This window comes from Vibrio chagasii, assembly GCF_024347355.1.
Classification (GTDB): Bacteria; Pseudomonadota; Gammaproteobacteria; order Enterobacterales; family Vibrionaceae; genus Vibrio; species Vibrio chagasii.
This window is the reverse complement of the sequence record NZ_AP025465.1, coordinates 2,800,994-2,819,358: the sequence shown is the minus strand read 5'-3', so window position 1 is coordinate 2,819,358 and position 18,365 is coordinate 2,800,994. Positions and strand designations below refer to the sequence as shown.

The 18,365-nt window shown below is 46.1% G+C and carries 13 protein-coding genes; 4 read left to right on the top strand and 9 right to left on the bottom strand.

What is annotated here, in order from left to right; all coding sequences use genetic code 11:
• The first annotated feature begins 6 nt into the window (after nucleotides 1–6).
• The 4 genes from OCV52_RS12835 (at nucleotide 7) to OCV52_RS12820 (ending at nucleotide 5,447) form a co-directional block, all read left to right on the top strand.
• Nucleotides 7–1,236: an ammonium transporter gene (locus OCV52_RS12835; RefSeq protein WP_137407248.1), complete on the top strand. Its 1,230-nt coding sequence runs from the start codon at nucleotides 7–9 to the stop codon at nucleotides 1,234–1,236.
• 295 nt (nucleotides 1,237–1,531) lie between these two features.
• Nucleotides 1,532–2,545 (top strand): Fe(3+) ABC transporter substrate-binding protein, encoded by a 1,014-nt coding sequence (locus tag OCV52_RS12830; protein ID WP_102426158.1) that lies wholly within the window; start codon nucleotides 1,532–1,534, stop codon nucleotides 2,543–2,545.
• A 248-nt stretch (nucleotides 2,546–2,793) separates the two neighbouring features.
• The gene (locus OCV52_RS12825; protein ID WP_137407249.1) at nucleotides 2,794–4,419 is read left to right on the top strand and encodes an ABC transporter permease; all 1,626 of its coding nucleotides are present in this window, start codon (nucleotides 2,794–2,796) and stop codon (nucleotides 4,417–4,419) included.
• Entirely contained in the window at nucleotides 4,419–5,447 is a 1,029-nt protein-coding gene (locus OCV52_RS12820) for an ABC transporter ATP-binding protein (protein WP_061032490.1), read from the top strand. The genes OCV52_RS12825 and OCV52_RS12820 overlap by 1 nt, the downstream gene beginning before the upstream one ends.
• Before the next feature lie 132 nt (nucleotides 5,448–5,579).
• On the opposite strand, the gene OCV52_RS12815 is transcribed toward OCV52_RS12820, so the two are convergent.
• From OCV52_RS12815 to OCV52_RS12775, 9 genes are all read right to left on the bottom strand, one after another.
• Complete coding sequence (locus OCV52_RS12815; RefSeq protein WP_061032491.1) at nucleotides 5,580–6,992, bottom strand: phosphoglucomutase/phosphomannomutase family protein; 1,413 nt, start codon at nucleotides 6,990–6,992, stop codon at nucleotides 5,580–5,582.
• Nucleotides 6,993–7,065: 73 nt separating this feature from the next.
• Complete coding sequence (locus OCV52_RS12810) at nucleotides 7,066–9,471, bottom strand: GH36-type glycosyl hydrolase domain-containing protein (protein ID WP_137407250.1); 2,406 nt, start codon at nucleotides 9,469–9,471, stop codon at nucleotides 7,066–7,068.
• Nucleotides 9,472–9,598: 127 nt separating this feature from the next.
• Entirely contained in the window at nucleotides 9,599–11,533 is a 1,935-nt protein-coding gene (locus tag OCV52_RS12805) for a beta-N-acetylhexosaminidase (RefSeq protein ID WP_137407251.1), read from the bottom strand.
• Nucleotides 11,534–11,545: 12 nt separating this feature from the next.
• On the bottom strand, nucleotides 11,546–12,430 hold the full coding sequence (locus OCV52_RS12800; RefSeq protein WP_137407252.1) for an N-acetylglucosamine kinase: 885 nt from the start codon (nucleotides 12,428–12,430) through the stop codon (nucleotides 11,546–11,548).
• 2 nt (nucleotides 12,431–12,432) lie between these two features.
• On the bottom strand, nucleotides 12,433–14,154 hold the full coding sequence (locus tag OCV52_RS12795; RefSeq protein ID WP_137407253.1) for a glycoside hydrolase family 9 protein: 1,722 nt from the start codon (nucleotides 14,152–14,154) through the stop codon (nucleotides 12,433–12,435).
• A 98-nt stretch (nucleotides 14,155–14,252) separates the two neighbouring features.
• The gene (locus OCV52_RS12790) at nucleotides 14,253–15,248 is read right to left on the bottom strand and encodes an ABC transporter ATP-binding protein (RefSeq protein WP_008222184.1); all 996 of its coding nucleotides are present in this window, start codon (nucleotides 15,246–15,248) and stop codon (nucleotides 14,253–14,255) included.
• A gap of 88 nt (nucleotides 15,249–15,336) precedes the next feature.
• Nucleotides 15,337–16,320, bottom strand: coding sequence for an ABC transporter ATP-binding protein (locus OCV52_RS12785; protein ID WP_008222182.1), 984 nt, complete (start codon nucleotides 16,318–16,320; stop codon nucleotides 15,337–15,339).
• Nucleotides 16,321–16,322: 2 nt separating this feature from the next.
• Nucleotides 16,323–17,348, bottom strand: a complete 1,026-nt coding sequence (locus OCV52_RS12780; RefSeq protein WP_105025504.1) for an ABC transporter permease — start codon at nucleotides 17,346–17,348, stop codon at nucleotides 16,323–16,325.
• 2 nt (nucleotides 17,349–17,350) lie between these two features.
• Nucleotides 17,351–18,337 carry an ABC transporter permease gene (locus tag OCV52_RS12775; RefSeq protein ID WP_004738220.1) on the bottom strand — a complete coding sequence of 329 codons (987 nt, stop codon included), beginning with the start codon at nucleotides 18,335–18,337 and terminating at the stop codon, nucleotides 17,351–17,353.
• Between the last annotated feature and the right edge of the window lie 28 nt (nucleotides 18,338–18,365).

The following is an 18,365-nucleotide window of genomic DNA, read 5'->3' as shown; positions in this document are numbered from 1 at the left end:
TTTAATATGGAACTTACAACAACAGTAACGGAACTACGTTACGCACTAGACACTTTTTTCTTCCTCATTTCAGGTGCGTTGGTAATGTGGATGGCAGCAGGCTTCGCAATGTTAGAAGCTGGCCTAGTTCGTTCAAAGAACACCACAGAGATTTTAACTAAGAATATCTGCTTGTACGCGATTGCATGTACTGCGTTCTTAGTCGTTGGTTACAACATTATGTATGTCGATAACGGCGAAGGCGGTTGGTTACCATCATTCGGTAGTCTGATTGGTACTCAAGGTGAAGGCGCAGACCACTCTTTAGAATCAGACTTCTTCTTCCAGGTAGTATTCGTTGCAACCGCAATGTCTGTGGTATCAGGTGCAGTAGCTGAACGTATGAAGCTTTGGTCATTCCTAATCTTCTCTGTAGTACTAACTGCATTTATTTACCCAATGGAAGGTTACTGGACTTGGGGTGGTGGTTTCCTATCAGAAGCAGGCTTCAGTGATTTTGCAGGCTCAGGTATCGTACACATGGCGGGTGCAGCAGCAGCGTTAGCGGGTGTTCTATTACTTGGTGCTCGTAAAGGTAAATACGGTAAAAATGGTGAAATCTACCCAATTCCTGGTTCAAACATGCCACTTGCTACATTAGGTACGTTCATCCTTTGGTTTGGTTGGTTCGGTTTCAACGGCGGCTCTCAACTGATGGTTTCAGATTTTGAGAACGCAACAGCAGTGGGTCAAATCTTCCTTAACACCAACGCAGCAGCAGCAGCGGGTGCAATCGCAGCACTACTAGTATGTAAGACAACCTGGGGTAAAGCGGACCTAACCATGATTCTTAACGGTGCGTTGGCTGGCCTAGTAGCAATCACTGCAGACCCTCTATCACCATCACCTCTATTTGCAGTAGCAATTGGTTCGGTATCTGGCGCATTGGTTGTATTCAGCATCATCGCTCTAGATAAAGCTAAGATTGATGATCCAGTAGGTGCAATCTCAGTGCACGGTGTGTGTGGTTTCTTCGGTCTAATGGCTGTGCCACTAAGCAATGCAGACGCTACATTCGGTGCTCAACTATTCGGTGCAGCAGTAATCTTTGCTTGGGTATTCGGTGCGAGCCTGGCGGTATGGGCTGTACTTAAAGCAACAATCGGTATCCGTGTAAGTGAAGACGAAGAGCTAGAAGGTATGGACATGCACGATTGTGGTGTTGGTGCTTACCCAGAGTTTGTATCAGTAAAATAATCAATAGCATTTGTCTAACCTGAACGGGTTAGGCAGGACAAAGAAAACCCCATAGCCATTGGTTGTGGGGTTTTGTTATTAATGGTCGAGTCGTTTTGATTGATTTAGATAAACCGAGCTAGCCGGCAACTCTTCGCAAGAATAAGCGGTCACTTTGAAATAGATTGTTACAAAAGTGCGAGGCTGATGGCGCAGAGCGAACAATTTTTTTGTCGGATATCATTGTAATTGTGTTATTGATGAATATAATAACGCAACTGATATAGATTATCATTTCGATATAAAGGATTTTACCATGAAAAAACTGCTAACTCTTTCAGCTCTTGCGTGCAGCACTATCGCACCAGCAGCAATGGCTGCAGAAGAAGTAAACGTATACTCTTACCGCCAACCTTTCCTTGTTGAGCCAATGTTCGATGAGTTCACAAAGGAGACGGGTATTGAGGTAAATGTTAAGTTTGCTAAGAAAGGTTTGGCAGAAAAGCTAGCTCAAGAGGGTGAATACAGCCCTGCAGACGTGGTATTAACAGTTGATATCAGCCGTCTATCTGAGCTAACTGAAAAAGGCTTAGTTCAAGCGGTAAACAGCGACGTTCTAGAAAAGAACATCCCGGCTCAATACCAAGATACAGACAACGAGTGGTTTGCTCTAACAACACGTACTCGTAGCGTTTACTCTTCACGTGACCGCGTTGGCCGTCTAGGTGAAGACTTCACTTACGCTGATCTAGCGAAGCCTGAATTCAAAGGTAAAATCTGTACTCGTAGCGGTAAGCACCCATACAACGTTTCTCTAGTATCTTCTATGATTGCTCACAAAGGTGAAGCGGAAACTAAAGAGTGGTTAGAAGGCGTAAAAGCAAACCTAGCTCGTAAGCCTCAAGGTAACGACCGTGCACAAGTTAAAGCTATCAAAGAAGGTCTATGTGACGTTTCTCTTGGTAACAGCTACTACCTAGGTAAGATGGTTAACGATAAAGAGCAAAAAGCTTGGGCTGACGCTGTTTACATTAACTTCCCTAACCAAGAGACGACAGGCACTCACGTAAACATCTCTGGTATGGCAATGGCTAAGTACTCTCCAAACAAAGAGAACGCAGTTAAGCTAATGGAATTCCTATCTGGTAACACAGCACAAGGTATGTACGCAGAAGTAAACTACGAATACCCAGTTAAAGCTGATGTTAAACCTTCTGAGCTAGTAGCTTCTTGGGGAGAATTCAAAGCAGATACTATCTCTCTAGACCAAATTGCAGATCACCACGAAGCTGCAATCAAGCTTCTAGACGAAGTTAAATTCGACCTGTAATTATTAATATAGGCTTCGGCCAATATTAGATTTAACAACCTCAAGTTGCCGTTTTGGGTACTTGAGGTTGTTTTGTTTTTAGTTAAGTCACTTTTTGAAACAAAGCTCTCGTTTGATCTTGAGAGTTATTAGCACAGCTCCTTGAAGTCATTACCGTATATGGGTATAAATAACCCCCACCACTAAAAGGGCATGAGATGTATTTGCAACTGCATTTGTGTTTCATTAAGCCTCGTTGTAATTAGGCGATGAAAGAAAAGAATTATTTATGGAACACCAGTAGTGGTTTGATAGCTTTACTACTGGTTTTTCCGATCTTAGCGATATTCACCACCGCTGTGGGTGAAACAAATGAGCTGTTTTCTCATTTGATGTCCACAGTGATGCCGACTTACGCTTATAACACTGTCGTTTTAGTGATAGGAACCATGTTCTTGTCGCTGCTATTTGGTATCCCCTCAGCTTGGATCATGGCGATGTGTCGCTTGCCGGGTGAGAAAGTGTTGCAGTGGGCATTAGTTTTGCCACTCGCAATGCCAGCTTATATTGTTGGATACATCTTTACCGATTGGTTTGACTTCGCCGGGCCTGTGCAGATTCTGCTTCGCGACCTAACTGGCTGGGGGCCTGGGGAGTATTGGTTCCCGGACATTAGAACCTTGTCTGGCGCAATTATTGTTCTGTCACTTGTTCTATACCCTTATGTATACCTGTTGTGCCGTGCTGCATTCATGGAGCAGAACGTCTCTCTACTCCAATCCGCTAGATTATTGAAATGCTCACCTTGGGAAAGCTTCCGCCGCATCTCTTTGCCGCTTGTGCGCCCATCAATGGCTGTCGGTTTATCACTTGTTGCCATGGAAACTATCGGTGACTTCGGCACGGTCAGCTACTTTGCGGTGAACACCTTAACAACGGCGGTTTATGATACCTGGTTAGGCTACTCAAGCTTGACCGCGGCGGCGAAAATATCGGCAATCATGTTGGTTATCGTGATTCTATTGTTAAGCTCGGAGCGATACAGTCGCCGTAAACAGAAGCTATTTCAAAATCAATTCAGTAGTAGTGAAGATTTTCGTTATGACCTGTCTGGTTGGAAAAAATGGCTAGCAATGTTTTGGTGTTGGGGGCTAGTCTGCGTCGCATTTTTGTTCCCGCTTGGTCAGTTAATTATTTATGCTTATAAATACTTCGGTCAAAGCTGGACTCCAGAATTTAGAGAATACGCGGTTAACAGCTTATATGTTTCTATTGTGGCTGCGATCATCGGTGTGATCATTGCTCTCATTGTGAACTTTAATCAGCGAGTAAGCCCAGGCAAGAGAAGTCAGGCATACACGCGTCTTGCTTCTATGGGTTATGCCGTACCCGGCACCGTGTTGGCAATTGGTGTGATGGTGCCGGTTTTGTTCATGGACCACTTAATTAATGATATTGCGAAAGTGATGGAGTGGGGACGTCCGGGGCTGATCTTCTCTGGCTCTATGTTCGCGCTTATTTTTGCGATGGTAGTGCGTTTTTCTGCGGTTGCTATCGGCAGTGTGGAAAGTAGCCTAAGTAAAGTGTCGCCGTCTTTGGATATGGCTTCAAAGACCATGGGTTGTAACACCAACCAGATGTTACGCCGAGTGCATTTGCCTCTGATTAAGCGTGGTGCTTTGATTGCAGGACTATTGGTGTTTCTCGAATCGATGAAAGAGTTGAATGCAGCGCTATTGCTGCGTCCGTTTAACTTTGAAACTCTAGCTACCTATGTTTATAACTATGCCTCAGACGAGCATCTAGAGCTGGCTGCGATGCCTGCTGTGTTACTTGTACTGGTGGGTCTAATCCCATTGATCATCGTCAACCGTTCTTTGGAGCAAAAAAACTAATGAGCTGTGCATTATCTATTAAAGATCTGACTTGTAAGTATGAGTCTCAAACGGTTCTCGAGTCACTTTCTCTTGAAGTTGAACATGGCGAGATCGTATGCCTACTTGGCGCTAGTGGCTGTGGTAAAACAACCTTACTAAAGGCGATTGCTGGATTACTTCCGTTGAGCCATGGGGTAATGAATCTTAACTGTCAGACTATTGATGATGGTAAGAATTGGCTACCACCAGAGCAACGTAACATCGGCATGATCTTCCAAGATTATGCATTGTTTCCGCACCTTACCGTAAATCAGAACGTGGCATTTGGACTGCGTGATATGTCTGAGCAAGACAAGAAAGCAAAAGTGAAAGAGATGCTAGAGCTGGTTCACCTTGATCAATATGGTGAGCGCTATCCTCATCAGTTGTCTGGTGGACAACAGCAACGTGTCGCTATTGCTCGCTCTTTGGCTTACAAGCCTGATTTATTGCTACTTGATGAACCGTTCTCGAACATTGATACCCAAGTTCGTCATGAGTTGATTTCTCAAATCCGCAAGATCTTTAAGAAGCAGGGCGTAACCGCTATTTTTGTTACTCACAGTCGTGAAGAAGCGTTTGCCTTTGCGGATAAAATGGCCGTAATGAACCATGGTGTGATTGAACAATATGGCTCAGCATCTGAGTTGTACTTCCACCCATCAAGCAAGTTTGTGGCTGATTTCTTAGGTGGTGGTAGTTACTTAAATGCTCAGCGTATCTCAGATAATGAATTCGAAACCAGCTTGGGCTTAGTGGAAGCAAAAGCGCAAACGGAGATTGATGTTGGCTCTGAGTGTGCGCTGTTACTACGACCTCAGCACATTGTCGCGAGCCATGATACAGACAGTAACTTGTCAGTATTGGAGCAGCAATTCATGGGTGACCATTGTCGCTATGTGATTGAAGCCAATGGGCAAAAGCTACTGGCGACTTCGTCGGAAGCGTTAGAAGTTGGTATGCCAGTGACCGTGAAAGTAGACACTAAAGGCGTACTGGCTTTTTAGGTGGTTTAGTGGCTCAGCTATAAAAAGGCCCAGTACTTTCACCAAAGTACTGGGCAAGAGTTCTTCACCTATAGGCTTTAACAAGGCAGTGGTTTGTTAAGTCCCATACAAAACTGCTGCACTCTATAAGCCCTATAGAGAGAGGAAGTCTTTCACTTTTTGAAGAACACGTTCTGCAGTCTCTTTATCTTCCATTTCAGCGAAGATTCGTAGTAAAGGCTCTGTTCCAGAGAAACGAGCAATAACCCAGCCGCCATTCTTAAAGTACACCTTGGCACCATCTTCATAGCTGACTTTTTCAATCTCATACTCAAACTCAGGCAGTTGCTTCTCTACGTAGATCTTGGTGTAGAGCGCTTCTTTTTCTGAAGGTTTGAATTTGCAGTCACCTTCAGCGGTGTAGGCATAGCCATATTTCGAGTAGATCTCATCAAGTAATTCAGACAATTTCTTGCCCGTTACACTGATCATCTCAACCAGTAGGCTAGATGCGAAGACACCATCTTTACCTTTGATGTGGCCGCGAATGGTTAAACCACCTGAACTTTCACCACCAATCAGAGAGTCGTCGGCTTCCATTTGCGAGCTGATATGCTTAAAGCCTACTGGAACCTCAAAGCTCTTCTCACCATGATCGGCCGCCACTTTATCGAGTAGATGAGTGGTTGCGATATTGCGAACTACCGATCCTTTCCAGCCTTTGTATTCCAACAAGTAGTAGTAAAGCAGCAGTAGCACTTCGTTTGGGTGAATGAAGCTACCTTTCTCATCGATAATACCTAAGCGGTCAGCATCGCCATCGGTACCAATACCGATGTCATACCCTTCAGCTGCAACTAAGTGCTTCAAGCGATAGAGCGTAGCTGCGCTTGGTGATGGCATTAATCCACCAAAATCTGGGTTTTTACCATCGTTGATCACGTCGACATCACAACGGCCATTGATCAGAACCGTTTGTAGGGCGTTCTTCGCTACACCAAACATTGGGTCAATCAGTACGCGCAGATTCGCTTTCTTGATTGACTCGATATCGATGAAGTTAATGATCGAATCAACAAAGTCGTTCATTGGGTTGATGATCTCGATCTCTTTGTCATTCAACGCTTGTTCGAAGTCGACGCGGATAACGTCTTCGTTGGTTAGAGTTGCGATTTGCTGTTCTATCTTCTCTGTGATGATCTCGTCAGCATCGCGACCACCTTCAATAAACACCTTGATTCCGTTGTAATCCGCTGGGTTGTGAGAAGCGGTAATACATGCCGAGTAGGTGCAGCCCATCTCTTTCGCTTGGAACATGACGATAGGGGTTGGAACAAACTTATCGATGAAGCTGACTTTGATGTTGTTAGCGGCTAAAACTTCAGCAAACCAACATGCAGCTTTATCGGAAAGGAAGCGACGGTCGTAACCGATCACAAATCCATTTTTGGCTGCATCTTCATTGTTGATGATGTTTGCCAGCGCTTGTGCGACAAGGCGAACGTTCTCTCTGGTGAACTCTTCACCAATGAAAGCGCGCCAGCCACCTGTACCAAATTTAATCATTAGAAAATCCTTTTAGTCTCTTTGCCTCAAACCCAATAGGCTTGAGGCAAGAGTGGTTGGTTAAGTTGCGTGACTAGCCTAGAACAACGACAACATCGTTCACGCTGCCTTCTGCTTGAACTGGGATTGCGCCTTCTACTGACTCACCGTTGATAGTGATAGAGGCAACCCCTTTGCTTACTGCATTCGGGTTCTGTACTGTGATGTTGTATGTCGCACCACGCCATTGACGAGTCACTTCAAACTCTGGCCAATCTGTTGGGATACAAGGATCTACGGTTAAGCCTTCAAAGCCTGTGCGAACACCAAGAATGAAGTTGGTTACCGCAAAGTATGCCCAACCAGAAGTACCGGTTAACCATGGGTGGTTTGCACGACCGTGGTCTTGGTGGTCTTTACCCATGATGAACTGCACGTACGAGTACGGTTCTGCGTAACGTGTTTCAATCATGTCGTTTTGGTTGTATGGGTTAAGTGCATCGTAGAATTTCATCGCACGGTCACCACGGCCAAGTTTCGCTTCTGCTACCCAAGCCCATGGGTTCGGGTGAGAGAAGATAGCGCCATTCTCTTTTACGCCTTGGTAAACGCGAGTGACGAAGCCGATATCATCGTTTGGTGTCGCGAACGATGGAGAGTTTAGGTGCAAGCCGTATTCAGAGAATAGGTTCTCGTCGACTGCATCCATCGCTTTCTCACCGCGCTCCTGAGAAACCGCACCAGATAGAACTGCTAGTGTATTTGACTCAAGGTGTACACGACCTTCAGCTTGTTGAGCGGTACCGATCTTGTCGCCATTTTTGGTTAGACCACGAATGTACCAACCGCCTTCATCATCCCAAAGGTGTGTTTCACACGCTTCACGAACGTTCGCTGCCATTTCTGTGTATTTCGCAACATCAGCGTCGTTATTGCGGAACTTAGCTAAGTCTAAGAATTCTTGTAGCGCCCAGAAGTGTAGGAATGACACCATTGACGATTCACCGCCACCAAGGTTCAAACAGTCATTCCAGTCAGCACGTAGGCCTTTACAGATCCCCGTTTGACCAACGTATTCTGCAGAGAAGTTCAGTGCCGCTTTCATGTGTTCGTAAATTGTTGCTTCACCACCGTCTGCGTAAGGAATCACTTCGTCAAAGAACTCGTGCTCGCCAGTTTCCATTACGTATTTGATGATGGTCGGAACGATCCATAGGTGATCATCAGAACATGTGTCTTCAATGCCGTGGATCTTGTCGTCATCTGACGGTGTTGGAACAACCGTTGGTGATTTTGATGGCTCAACGTCGGCTTTCTCTGGATCGAACCAGTCTGGATCGAACAAGTGTAGACCGTAGCCCGCTTTCATTTGGCCGCGAAGCAGGTCGATAATTCGCTTCTTGGTCATTTGTGGGTTGGCATGAGGTACTGAAATAGCATCTTGCGCCGTATCACGGTAACCCAGACCAGTACGACCACCAACTTCGATGAATGAAGCAAAGCGTGACCAAACCACACAGGTTTCGGCTTGGTATAGTGTCCAGGTGTTGATCATGGTGTCTAAGCCTTCGTTTGGAGACTTAACTTGGAACTTGTTGCAACGCTCGTCCCAGTGATCCTTGATGCCTTGGAACGCTGCATCTACGTTTGCAGTGTCTTGGTACTTTTCACGTAGGCGCTCACCGTTGCCTTTGCCGATACCTAGTACGTAAGCAAAGCGAACTTCTTCACCTGGTTGAATGGTAAATTGCTTATGCAGAGAACCACAGTGGTTGTAACAGGTTTGAGCGCTGTTCGAACACTTACCGTTTTCAACCGCAATTGGGTTAGCTTCATCGCGGTACATGCCAAGGAAGTTGTCACGTTGACCGTCGTAGCTGTCTGGTGAGAAGGTTGACGCTAAGTAGTAGAAGCCTTCAAAGTCGTTAGTGTTGTAGTACAGATCGTATTCCAACACACCTTCTTGGTAAGACGTGCCCGCAGAGTACAGAGACATCTGGTGGTTTTGGTTGTCTGATTGGATGTGGCTGAACGAGAACTCTACAAATGAGAATGTGCTGATAGTACGTGGTTTATCAGTGTTGTTCTTTAGCACAACGTCCCAAACTTCTGCATCTTCACCTTTAGGTACGAATAGCGTTTTGGTTGCGGTAATGCCGCTGTATTCACATTTGAACTTTGAGTATGACAGGCCGTGACGAACCTCGTAGTTCGCTTCATCTAGGCTCTTTGCCACTGGCTGCCAAGAGATAGACCAGTAATCACCAGTCTCATCATCACGCAGGTAAACATAGTGTCCTGGACGGTCAAAGGTGCCGTTTGGACGGAATTTAGTAACACGGTTGTATTCCGGAGAATTGTAGAACGAGTAACCGCCCGCATTGTGCGAAATTACAGTACAAAACTTTTCAGTACCTAGGTAGTTGGTCCAAGGTGCTGGTACATCAGGGCGAGTGATGACGTATTCGCGATTGTCGTTATCGAAATAGCCGTATTTCATTGTCATTTCCTTTTTAACAAACTGCATCTATGCAGCTAATTTTTAAATAGTGATGCTGAGTTTTGTTGGACTGAGCACCTTAATTTGAGTCAGCTATCACTCGGTATGAGCATGCTGTGGTTTTGTTTTATTCAGCTTTCCAAGGGTTGCGGTAATCAACATTGAGTCTGTCGAGTAGCGGCAAGTGACCTTTTAGGCGAGACAGGTAATCAAGCCAGTTTCGGTTGTTTTTGTGTGTCCAACATCCTTCAGCTAAAGCGCTAATTCTTGGGAATACCATGTAATCCATACGCTTTTGGTTGGTGACGATCTCACACCATAGAGCACACTGAATTCCGCGGATCCGCTTACGAATTGGGTCGGTGTCGGATATCTCAGCAAGCGTTTCGTAGGTATAAGCTTGTTCTAATGGGATAACGGCAGCCCAATCTACGCCCGGCTCTTCCGGGGAATAATCTTGGGTCATGTCGAGATAAGTAAATTGTGCGGGTTGCAGAACCACATCAAAGCCTTGGCGAGCACAGTTCACGGCGGCTTCTTCACTGAGCCACGAGTAGATGATGGTCTCTTTGCTCACCTTGTCGCCGTGTTGTGCCTCTTCCCAGCCCACCATGCGTTTGCCTAGCTGCTTAAGTTTGTTCTCGGCATAGCGGAACAGGTGGCCTTGTAGATCTTTGCTGTCTTGGTATTGATGTTCTTTCATCAGTGCTTGAGCAGCAGAGCTGTTGGTCCACACTCCAGGTGGCACTTCGTCTGCACCCATGTGAATCAATTCACTCGGGAAGAGTTCAGCGACTTCTTCAATAACGATATCTAAGAACTGATAAGTCCCCGATAAACCTGGGTTTAGTACATTGTCGTTGTAGTGCTGAATGCTTTTATATTGAGTGGTGTCCGCTTGCTCTACCAACATATCAGGCAGTGATTTGATCGCGGCGCGGCAGTGTCCTGGGATATCGATCTCTGGGATCACCGTGATGCTACGTTGCTCTGCGTATTCAATAACTTCGCGAATCTGTTGCTGTGTGTAGAAGCCGCCGTAGTTTTCCGCAATATGGGTATATTGCGGCTCCAATGCATAGTCAGGGCCTCGCCAAGCACCGATTTCAGTGAGTTGAGGTAGTCGCTTAATCTCGATTCTCCAACCTTCATCATCGGTTAGGTGCCAATGAAAAACGTTGAATTTGTAGTGCGCCAGTTGGTTGATTAAACGCTTCACTTGCTCCACAGAGTGGAAGTGACGTGCGCAGTCCAACATCATGCCTCGGTATTTGAAACGAGGTTGATCGGCGATTTTGCAACATGGCACAGAGAAGTGTTCAGCATCTTGTTGTTGAACCAATTGGATTAAGCTAGCGACGGCATGCGTAAAGCCTGATTGGCTGCCGGATTCTACGACCACTTGCTGAGTTGTGATCGTTAGCTTGTGCTCGGCTTCATCTAAAGTCGGATTACTACGCAGTAGAATGTCACCGTTTTCTTCTGGTGATAGTTCTGTTGAAACCGCTAGCTCAAACGTCGTCAGTAATTCTTGTTGTAGCCAAGCACTGGCTTTCTCTGCAAGGTGAGACTGAACTTCAACTTTGCACTCTTTGTTCAGTGCGAAGCCGCCTTGTTTCAACTCGAATTGATTCGGTTGGGGGATCAGTGCTACCTGTGCCGCATCCACTTCTGGGATTTGGCTGCGTTCACGATATGGTGAAGCCAGCACTATTGGTGATATTGCTACTGGTAGTACCGAGGTTTCGCCTTGATGATGTGTTTGGATAAAGGCGTCATTGAGACCATCAGAATAGAAACGGAATGGAGCGCTTTGAATACTGAATTCAAGGTAGTAATGGTTGTTCGCCTTTAACACGTTGGCACTTGGCTGGTAAGAACAAAAGCTTCCTACTTGAGTTAATTCACCTTGCGACAGACTCTCTGGAAGGATGAATCGGTCAAATGCAAAATGGAGTGACCAATCAGTTACGTCAAGATCACTTAAGTTGTGTACCGTAAGGCCAAATCGGCAGTTGTTTTTTTGTTCAGAAAGAACAGCTAAGTCGATGCGATAATTCATATAACTTCCCTGCTAAGCCTGTTGATACAAGTTGTGTTGTGGTTTTCCGGCAAACATCAATGCGCCTTCGATAGCATCAAATTGAGGTTCAACGATCCATTGTTGTACTGGTGGTGATAACCAGTTGAGAATGCGCTCTGCGATACTGCCCATCAGGCATACCTTGTCCGCGCCTTTGCGATGCAGTGCTAGTACAAACATTTCGATATCAGCGGCGGTTTGCTTGAGCATCTCGATAGCGAGCTCATCGCCTTCGTTAGCTAGTTGAAAAATTACTGGCGAGAATTGACCATAGTCTTTTGGAATAGCGCCTTTTGACCATTCGACGATGGCATCAACATCATTGCCAAAGTGGTTCATCACGTGTTGAGTCAGTGCTGTCTTGTTGCGAATGCCATCTTCTGCCAGCAGAACTTGTTGAATCAAGCGAAGACCCATCACCGCGCCGCCACCTTGGTCGGAAATTGGAAACTCACGGCCACCAACGACATGTTGCTCGCCATCTTGTAGGTAGATGCCGCATGAACCTGTTCCACCTATCATAATGGCGCCGTTTTGGCCATTGTGAGCTCCAATGCAAGCACCGTAAGCGTCGGTGTTGAGCGTCATACTGGCGAAAGGGTGTGGCTGAGCCATGAAGTTGAACCATGCTGACTTTTGCTCAGCACCAGCCAGTGCAAGGCCGACATGCATATTTGAAAAATGACTTGATTCGAGTTGCCCTTGTTGTGCTGCTTGAGTAATCGCATCAATAATTGAGCTCATCGCAACATCAACACCTAAAAGGATGTTAGCGCTGCCGCTTTTCGCTTCACCAATGAGTGTGCCTTGGTCATCGCGAATACGAGCACGACAAGACGTGCCGCCACCATCAATACCTACGTAGTAAAGCGTCATGATTATTGCTCCTTACGCTGTGCTAGGAAATTGAATTGCGCAGCGGTTGCCAATAGGAACCAAGCACCGTGAGGGATCCATTGTTCGCCCCAGCGCCAGTTTTGAAGCATGTCATCTTTTTGTGCTGGTGGATTAAACGCAATGTCTTGATCATCTTCAAAGCCAGCGGTAATGCCGTTACAGATACCGCCTTTGGCATTGAAAAAGCCAAGCTGAGGTAAGTAGTCAGGGTTGTTATGACCGTGACCATCAAGCATGCACATGTGGTAAGGGTTAAGGCCCAAGATCCAGTCGAGGCTGTTCTGTGAAAGTTGGATTAAACGTTCTTGCAAGCCGTGATCTTTAATATGTGGTTGAACGAGGTAAGCCATGGTTGCAATGGAACCAAGACGTGCGTTTTCACCTTGCCACCAGTAGCCGGTTTCGTTCTTCTGAGCGACGAAGAAAGCATCGCGCTTATCACCATCAACATTTTTTACATACTGTCTTGGGTAGCCAAATGGGTTAGTGACTTTATCGGTGATGTTGATTTCGAACTGACATGCTTGTTCAACAACAATGCGAGCTTGTTCTTTGAGCTCCGTATCGGTTTCATTGTTGATGTACTCACACAAAGCAATTACTGGAAGGCCAGCTTCAGCTGCATGAAAGTATGGACGAGAGCCATCAGAGTTTGCTGACCAGAAGTGCTCAAATGAATCATCTGACTGTTGGCGAGAGATTAAACGAGTCGCCCAAGTTCTTGCTTCTGAAAGGTATTGTTCGTCTTGTGTTACTCGGTAAAGCTCATTGGCCGCGAGTAGGGCGCAATACTCATCGATGATGTTCTCTTCACCATCGTTTAGGTACTGTAAGTTGTATTCTTTTAGGTGCCAGTAACCTTTGGTCGCGGTATCAAGATAGGTTTGGCTTGAGTAGCTACCCGATATGTCTAGTTCAGACGCTGCGGCAAGTGCTGCAATAGCCACACCAGCACCTTGTCGGTAGCCGGCTTGCAAATCTGTTGATTTATGGCCTTCTTGAGTGGAGTACGCGCAGATGTCGCGTTGGTTGATATCTTTGCTCCACTTATCGAATACTGTCATGTAGAAGTATCCAGCCGCGTCTTGCATACGTACTAAGAAATCGGCACCGAATAGCGCTTCTTCCATTAGTCGTGTCATAGAGAATTTAGGGAAGTCTGGGTTGTTGCTGGTTAAGCGCACGCTTTTAAGCATGTTCCAAACTACCATTGGAATCTGTTGTGGGTTTAGGTAATTGCCATACGACAAGTGGCTAAAATACTTGCTTACATCGCCTGATGCGTCGTACCAACCACCATGAACATCAACGTATCGGTCGGTGCCAAGAATTTGGGCTTGACGATCTTTCTTATCAAAAATGCCGCCACAACGTTGTGACTTAAAGTAGTGAAGCACATCAGAAAAAGTGTGGCTCATTAGTAGGTTGTTACCAATCTCGAACACTTCAGAGCGAAGGCTGTCAAAGCGCAGGTAGTAACGTCCGCTCTCAGTGAATGCGCTGAAATCGATCGTGAAGAATTGCCCTTGATGCCAGTTTGCTACGCGACCCTGTTTTACAACGTCGAAGTTACCCACGGTAATGTGGTTGTCGGCACACACGAGCAATGCAGTGGTACTGGATAAACGCGCTTTCTTTGTCTGCAGAATAGCTTGCTTAGGAGCCGAAGATTCGTAGCCAATATGGTTGGTCAATAACAGCATCAATATTCTCCAAAGGTCCTAGTTTCTTGTGGCTAGGTACCTGAATTGTTTTGGATATAAGTAGTTAGGGTCCGCAGACCCTAACTCAGTCTTAATGTTTAGCTTTCGTGTAGGTAGCAACGAACGAAGTGGTTCTCTGCTAATTGAGTCACGCCAGGAAGTTGCTCTTTACACTTGTCCATCGCGTGAGTACAACGGCCAGCGAATGGACAGCCTACAGATGCTGGCGTCCAAAGCGGAATTTCACCTTTGTTGCCGGCCAGTTGGTCATGGATTGATTTCTTTGGATCTGGAACCGCTGAAACCAATAGTTGGGTGTAAGGGTGCTGAGGGTTAGCAATTACGTCATCGGTATCCCCCCACTCAACCATGTGACCCACATACATTACTGACAGGTCTTCAGCGATGTAACGCGCAGTGGCGATATCGTGGGTGATGTAAAGCAGAGACATTTGTTTCTCAAACTTCATTTCTTCCATCAAGTTCAGAACACCAGCACGAATCGAAACGTCGAGCATTGACGTCGGTTCATCGGCAAGAACGACTTCTGCACCTACCGCGATGTTACGTGCAAGGTTGACACGCTGACGTTGGCCACCAGACAGCTGGTGTGGATATTTTTTCGCTGTCTCTTTTGGTGGGATTAGGCCTACTTGCTCTAAAAGATCGTATACACGCTCTTCTAGCTCTCTCTTGTTGCCAGAAGTCACCTTCTTGTGGATCAACAGTGGTCGAGCAATATGGTGGAAGATGTTATGGGTTGGATTCAGAGAACCAAACGGGTCTTGCCATACCATTTGCACACCTTCACGGTAATGCATCAGATCTTTACGGCTTGAGATATCTTGAATATCACGGCCTTTGTACTCAATGGTACCGCCTGAAGGCGCGTACATTTTTGCGATCATTTTTGCTGTGGTTGATTTGCCTGAACCAGACTCACCAACGACGGCTAGGCCGCGGCTTTTGTACATTTTGAATGACACGTCGTTAATCGCACGCATCATTGGGGTTTGAATGGTGGTACTGCTTATTGGGAAGTCTTTTACAACGTTCTTACCTTCTACCAATAATTGACCGAAATCTTTGCTCATAATTGTCTCCAGAATCCTTATTCGCTTCGCTTGCTTTTTGGCGGTCGGAGCCGCCTTGTTCGTTATTCACGCTGAATCAGCGTGCAAGCTATAGCTTCCTTTGTACTATTGGGTCACCGTACAGGTGGCAGTTCGACAAGTGTCCCGGCTCGATAGAGCGCAGCTTGGTTGGCACCTTAGTACAGGTTTCATGTACACGGTCACAGCGAGCTTGGAAGCGACATCCTTCAGGAATCTCTAATAAGTTCAGAGGGTTGCCTGGAATGCCGGTTAGTTTTGTCTTTGGCCCTGTTAGTGGAGGGAAAGAACTACCCAGCCCTTTGGTGTAAGGGTGGTAAGGGTTTTCTAGAATATCTTGTGAGTTAGCGACCTCGATAAGCTCACCCGAGTACATGATGCCGATGCGGTCAGAGAACTCGACCATTAACGATAAGTCATGGGTGATAAACAGAATCGAGAAACCAAACTCTTCTTTTAGTGCATAGATCTTTTGTAGGATTTCGCGTTGTACAACCACATCGAGTGCTGTTGTTGGCTCATCCATGATGATCAGCTTTGGATTCAGTGCCAACGCGATAGCAATCACTAGACGTTGACGCATACCACCAGAGAATTGGTGAGGGTAATCACTCAAACGGCTCGGGTGAATGTCTACGATTTCCAGTAAGCCTTCAGCGCGCTTTTTAGCTTGCTCACGAGTCATGTTCGTGTGACGCATGATTACGTCACAGAACTGCTCTTCCATTGGTAATACTGGGTTGAGTGCGTTCATCGCACTCTGGAATACCATCGACATCTCACTCCAACGGAACGCTTGCATACGGTCATCACTGTATTCAAGAATGTTTTCACCATTGAAGATAACCTCACCACCACTGATGTAAGCTGGCGGCTTATGAAGACGCATTAGTGAGAAAGCAACGGTTGATTTACCACAACCCGATTCACCGGCTAGACCAAATACCTCACCAGGCGCGATATCGAAGCTAACGTTGTTACACGCACGCACATCGCCTGACTCTGTTATGTAATCCACGCATAAGTTGCGGATAGAAATTAGTGGTTCAGACATGATTATTTATCTCCGCTCCAAAGTGCATTTTGTGGTGGTAGTTCTGGTTCGCGTTCTTGTTTATCTTGAGCTGCAAGCTTCTTCCAACGCTTCATACCTTTGTGAGAACGCAGTTGCGGGTTAGCAATCTCATCGACAGCGAAGTTAAGCAGAGCAAGGCCTGTAACTAGCATTGTCAGTGCAATACAAGGAGCTAACAGTTCCCACCAAGCGCCAATCAGCATTGATGAAGAGGTTTGAACGTTGTAAAGCATGATGCCCCAGCTGATTGTGTTCGGGTCACCAAGACCTAGGAACGAGATTGTTGCTTCCATCATGATTGCGTACATTACTGAACCGATGAAACTTGCACCTACGATGGAGATAAGGTTTGGCAGAATCTCAACGAAGATGATGCGAATTGGAGACTCACCAAGTACTTCTGCTGCTTTAACAAACTCTTTTTCACGCAGTGCTAGAGTTTGGGAGCGAACAACACGGGCGCCCCAAGCCCAGGACATAAAGCCGATAACCAAGGTTATTGTGAGTGGCCCTGCCTCACCGATGAAAGCTGCTACCACGAACAGTAATGGGTATTGGGGGATAACCAGCATGATGTTCATCGCAGCGGTTAGTACGTCATCGACACGACCACCGAAGTAACCTGCCGAAACACCGATAATTGTTGCTAGTAAACATACTGTTAGACCTGCACCGAAGCCTACTGCCAGTGATACGCGTGCGCCGTATACCACTTGTGACCAAACATCACGGCCCATACGAGTCGTACCTAATACGTGGTCCGCTTTTTTAGACATAATCAGTGTGCGACGGTCGTCTGCAAGGTTTTGTGCCACCCAGCCGTTCGGGTTAGTTTGTGCCGATTTAACAACAAAGCCAGGGTACTCGTGTGGGTTACCTGTGCGCTTGTCTGGTGCATGTTTGGTGATCAATGGAGCTGCAAGAGCGCCAAGAACAAAGATGCTTAGGATGATGACGCCTGTTAGGGCCATCGGGTTACGCCAAATGAGTTTTAGAAAGTCTTTCATGATTATTTACCACCCTTACGAAGACGAGGGTCAAGAACTACGTAAAGCATGTCTGCCACCAAGTTAAAGAACAGCATGAATAGCGTCATGATAAGTAGCTGACCTTGCAGTACTTGGTAGTCTCGAGCGTTGATTGCGTTGAAAAGTACGCTGCCAAGACCTGGGTAGTTGAAGATGATTTCGATAATTAGCTGACCACCGATTGCCATACCTAGCGACATAGAAAGTGCGGTCACGCTCGGTAGCATTGCGTTACGTGCTGCGTAGTTGAATACCACTCGGTTTTCGCTCAGGCCTTTGCCTTTCGCCATAGTGATGTAGTCTTCAGCAAGTAGGTTGATCATGTTGTTACGCATGTTGACTAGGAAGCCACCAATTTGAACAACTGAAGCACAGAAAAGTGGTAAGAAAGCGTGGTAAGCAACATCTTTGATGAATGCCCAGCTTGTCCAATCAGGCACAGTACCAGCGGTGTAAGCGTAACCCGTTGGGAACCACTTCAAGCCGATTGCAAAGGTAAATAGTGCAATCATCGCGATAACGACTTGAGGAACGGCTTGTAGAATCAGCATTCCTGGCGTTACAAAAGCATCGTATTTGCTGCCACGTTTCCACGCCGCGAAAATACCTAGGATAGAACCGATAGAGAAAGAAAGAATTACAGCGGTACCTGCTAAGAAAAGCGACCAGCCGAATGCCCCACCCAACAATGAATTTACAGAAAGAGGGTAGAATTGAATTGATGTACCAAGCTCCCAGCTAAGGATGTTCTTCATGTACGCTGCGTATTGAACTAGTAAGCCGCCATCAACGAAACCTAATAGCTCTTTCATTGCAGCAATACGTTCTGGAGTAACTTGCACAGAAGCGTTCGCAAACATCATGGTAACTGGATCACCAGGCATTGCTCTTGGAATAATAAAGTTTAACGTCGCTGCAACTAATAGCGCGACAAAATAAAATGACAAACGTCTTAAAAAATAACCCATAACTCACACCTTACTCACCCAGATTGTT